This window comes from Nocardioides sp. (assembly GCF_036374615.1).
In the GTDB taxonomy this organism is placed as follows: domain Bacteria; phylum Actinomycetota; class Actinomycetes; order Propionibacteriales; family Nocardioidaceae; genus Nocardioides.
This window is the reverse complement of the sequence record NZ_DASUTK010000131.1, coordinates 1-3,824: the sequence shown is the minus strand read 5'-3', so window position 1 is coordinate 3,824 and position 3,824 is coordinate 1. Positions and strand designations below refer to the sequence as shown.

Below are 3,824 nucleotides of genomic sequence, written 5' to 3'. Positions count from 1 at the left end.
CTCGGGAGATCGCCTACGACCAGGTCGCCAAGGCGCTGGTCCAGATCGAGTTCAACCGCAAGAAGGAGGGTGACGACTGATGGACATCGACCTGAGCATCCTGCGCTCGCTGGAGCGCGAGAAGGAGATCAGCTTCGACGTGCTCGTCGAGGCGATCGAGCAGGCGCTCCTGACGGCCTACCACAAGACCCCCGGTGCCCAGGAGCACGCGCGGGTCGAGCTCGACCGCAAGACCGGCCACGTCACCGTGCACGCCCGGGAGGTCGACGAGGAGGGCAACGCCCTGCGGGAGTATGACGACACGCCCGAGGGCTTCGGCCGGATCGCGGCCACGACGGCGAAGCAGATCATGCTGCAGCGGCTCCGCGACGCCGAGGACGACATCCGCTACGGCGAGTTCTCCGGCAAGGAGGGCGACATCATCTCGGGCGTCATCCAGCAGGGCCGCAACCCCGACGACGTGATGGTCGACCTCGGCAAGCTCGAGGCGCTGCTTCCCTCGGGTGAGCGGGTCCCCGGTGAGAAGTACACGCACGGCACCCGCATCAAGTGCATCGTCGTGTCGGTCCGCAAGGGAATGCGGGGGCCCCAGATCACGTTGTCCCGCACGCACCCGAACCTGGTGAAGAAGCTTTTCGCGCTCGAGGTGCCGGAGATCGCGGACGGATCGGTCGAGATCGCGGCGATCGCCCGCGAGGCGGGTCACCGGACGAAGATCGCCGTCCATTCCACGGTCCCGGGCGTGAACGCCAAGGGCGCGTGCATCGGGCCGATGGGGCAGCGGGTCCGCAACGTGATGTCGGAGCTGCACGGGGAGAAGATCGACATCGTCGACTGGTCCGAGGACCCGGCCGAGCTGGTCGCGCACGCGCTCTCACCGGCGCAGGTGAGGGCGGTCGAGGTCGTGTCGCACGCGGAGAAGTCGGCGCGGGTCATCGTCCCGGACTTCCAGCTCTCCCTCGCGATCGGCAAGGAAGGACAGAACGCCCGGCTCGCCGCCCGGCTGACCGGCTGGCGGATCGACATCCGGTCCGACGAGGAGCCGCCGGTCGCGCCGTAGCCGGACCGGGCGCACGGCTCGGCGCGACCGTGAGACCTCGCGGTTCGCGGTTCCTGGGCAGGACCGGATAGGGTGGCAGGCGGTGGCCAGCCTTCAGACGTCCCCTGCCCGGACCCCGGTCCGGACCTGCATCGGATGTCGGGAGCGGGCCGCCAAGCGCGAGTTGTTACGGGTCGTCCTCGGCCTCGGAGACAACGGCCAACCGGCCGCCGTCCCCGATCCGGACGGCACGGCACCTGGGCGCGGGGCGCACCTGCATCCCACGACCGCGTGCTACGACCTCGCGGTGCGCAGGCGAGCTTTCGCCCGAGCCCTCCGGGCCGGCGAGGGGCTGACCGGTGCACCGGTGGGGGAGTACCTCGCCGCAGCAGCAAACACAGCAGGAACCCCAGCAGAAACACAGTGACCGACCGACAGAAACTGGAGCAACAGCTCATGAGCACTCGATGAGTACTTCGCGATGAGCCCGCTGTTCGCAGCACAACCACCAACGGTCTGAGAGTCACCCGGATTCGGGTCTCGGGCCAGAAGGAGAAACGTGGCCAAGACCCGAGTTCACGAACTCGCCAAGGAGTTCGGAGTCGAGAGCAAGTTCGTTCTCGAGAAGTTCAAGGAGATGGGGGAGTTCGTCAAGTCGGCGAGCTCGACCGTCGAGCTGCCTGCCGAGATGCGCTTCCGCAAGGAGTACGGCGAGCAGCTGAAGGCGGCCGCCCCCGCGGCTGCCCCCGCGCCCGCTGAGAAGCCGGCAGCCAAGAAGGCGGCGCCCAAGCCGCCCGCGAAGAAAGCCGCGGCCGCCGAGCCGGTCGAGGAGGCCGCGCCCGAGCCGACCCCCGAGCCGGCGCCGGAGCCGACCCCCGAGCCGGCCCAGCCGGCCGCGACCACGACCGAGGAGCCGCCGGCCGAGCCGGAGGCGCCCGCGGCTGCGTCGCCCCGGCCCGCTGCGCCCAAGGCGCCGAAGCCGGCTCCGCGTCCGGTGGGTCGCCCCGGTACTCCGCGTCCCGGCAACAACCCGTTCGCTTCCAGCCAGGGGATGGGCCGTCGCCCGGCGCCCGCGCCGCGCGAGGGTGCCCCGGACGACACCCGTCCGCCGCGCCCGCCGGCCGGTGGCGGTCCCGGCATGCCCCGCCCCAACCCGGCGATGATGCCCAAGTCCCCAGCCGCCTTCGGCAACGGCCCCGGCGGTCGTCAGGCGCCCGCCGGCCCCGGCGGTGGTCGTGGCGCGGGAGGTCCCGGTCGCGGCGGCGGTGCTCCCGCGCGTGGTCGTGGCGGTGCTCCCGGCGGCGGCCCCGGTGCCGGCGCTCCGGGTCGCGGCGGCTTCGGTGGTCCCGGTGGTCGTGGCCGCCCCGGCGGTCGTGGCCAGACGCAGGGCGCGTTCGGACGTCCCGGTGGGCCGTCGCGGCGCGGTCGCAAGTCGAAGCGGGCGCGTCGTCAGGAGTTCGAGGCCATGGAGGCCCCGACGATCGGCGGCGTGCGGGTCCGCAAGGGCAACGGCGAGACGGTGCGTCTCGCCCGCGGGTCCTCGCTGACCGACTTCGCGGAGAAGATCAACGTCGACGCCGCGTCGCTGGTGCAGATGCTGTTCTCGCTCGGCGAGATGGTCACGGCGACCGAGTCCGTCAACGACGAGACGTTCGAGCTGCTCGGTGAGGAGCTCAACTACGTCGTCGAGGTGGTCTCGCCCGAGGACGAGGACCGCGAGCTGCTCGAGTCGTTCGACCTCGAGTTCGGCCTCGACGAGGGCGACGAGTCCGATCTCGCCATCCGGCCGCCGGTCGTGACCGTGATGGGTCACGTCGACCACGGCAAGACCAAGCTGCTCGACGCGCTGCGCAACGCCAACGTGGTCGACAAGGAGGCCGGTGGCATCACCCAGCACATCGGTGCCTACCAGGTCACGACCGATGTCGACGGCAACGAGCGGCGGATCACCTTCATCGACACCCCGGGTCACGAGGCGTTCACCGCCATGCGTGCCCGTGGTGCCCAGGCGACCGACATCGCGATCCTCGTGGTGGCGGCCGACGACGGTGTGATGCCGCAGACCATCGAGGCGCTCAACCACGCCAAGGCGGCCGAGGTGCCGATCGTGGTCGCGGTCAACAAGATCGACAAGCCGGAGGCCGACCCGACCAAGGTGCGCGGTCAGCTGACCGAGTACGGCCTGATCCCCGAGGAGTACGGCGGCGACGCGATGTTCGTCGACGTCTCGGCCAAGTCGGGGACCAACCTCGAGGACCTGCTGGAGGCGGTCGTCCTGACGGCCGACGCCTCGCTGGACCTGCGGGCCAACCCCGAGCAGGACGCTCAGGGCCTCGTGGTCGAGGCACACCTCGACCGCGGTCGAGGCCCGGTGGCGACCGTGCTGGTCCAGCGCGGCACGCTGCGGGTCGGCGACTCGATCGTCGCAGGTCCGGCGTACGGCCGGGTGCGCGCCATGCTCGACGAGCACGGCGGCAACATCGAGGAAGCCGACCCGTCGCGCCCAGCCATGGTGCTCGGTCTGAACGCCGCCCCCAGCGCCGGTCAGAACTTCATCGTGGTCGAGGACGACCGGATGGCACGCCAGATCGCCGAGAAGCGGGAGGCCCGCGAGCGGGCGGCCATGCAGGCCAAGCGCCGCGTGCGCCGTACCCTCGAGGACTTCATGGCCTCCATGGAGAAGGGCGAGACGCAGGAGCTCAACCTGATCCTCAAGGGCGACGTGTCCGGTTCGGTCGAGGCGCTCGAGGACGCGCTGTCGCAGATCGACGTCGGCGACGACGTC

The 3,824-nt window shown here is 71.0% G+C and carries 3 protein-coding genes; all 3 read left to right on the top strand.

The features are described from left to right. The first annotated feature begins 79 nt into the window (after window positions 1-79). On the top strand, window positions 80-1,060 hold the full coding sequence (gene nusA / locus VFZ39_RS10640) for a transcription termination factor NusA (protein WP_330865725.1): 981 nt from the start codon (window positions 80-82) through the stop codon (window positions 1,058-1,060). Window positions 1,061-1,142: 82 nt separating this feature from the next. Continuing rightward, window positions 1,143-1,466 carry a YlxR family protein gene (locus tag VFZ39_RS10635; protein ID WP_330865724.1) on the top strand — a complete coding sequence of 108 codons (324 nt, stop codon included), beginning with the start codon at window positions 1,143-1,145 and terminating at the stop codon, window positions 1,464-1,466. 132 nt (window positions 1,467-1,598) lie between these two features. Continuing rightward, the coding region (infB, locus tag VFZ39_RS10630; protein ID WP_330865723.1) for a translation initiation factor IF-2 at window positions 1,599-3,824 on the top strand (2,226 nt) is incomplete at its 3' end.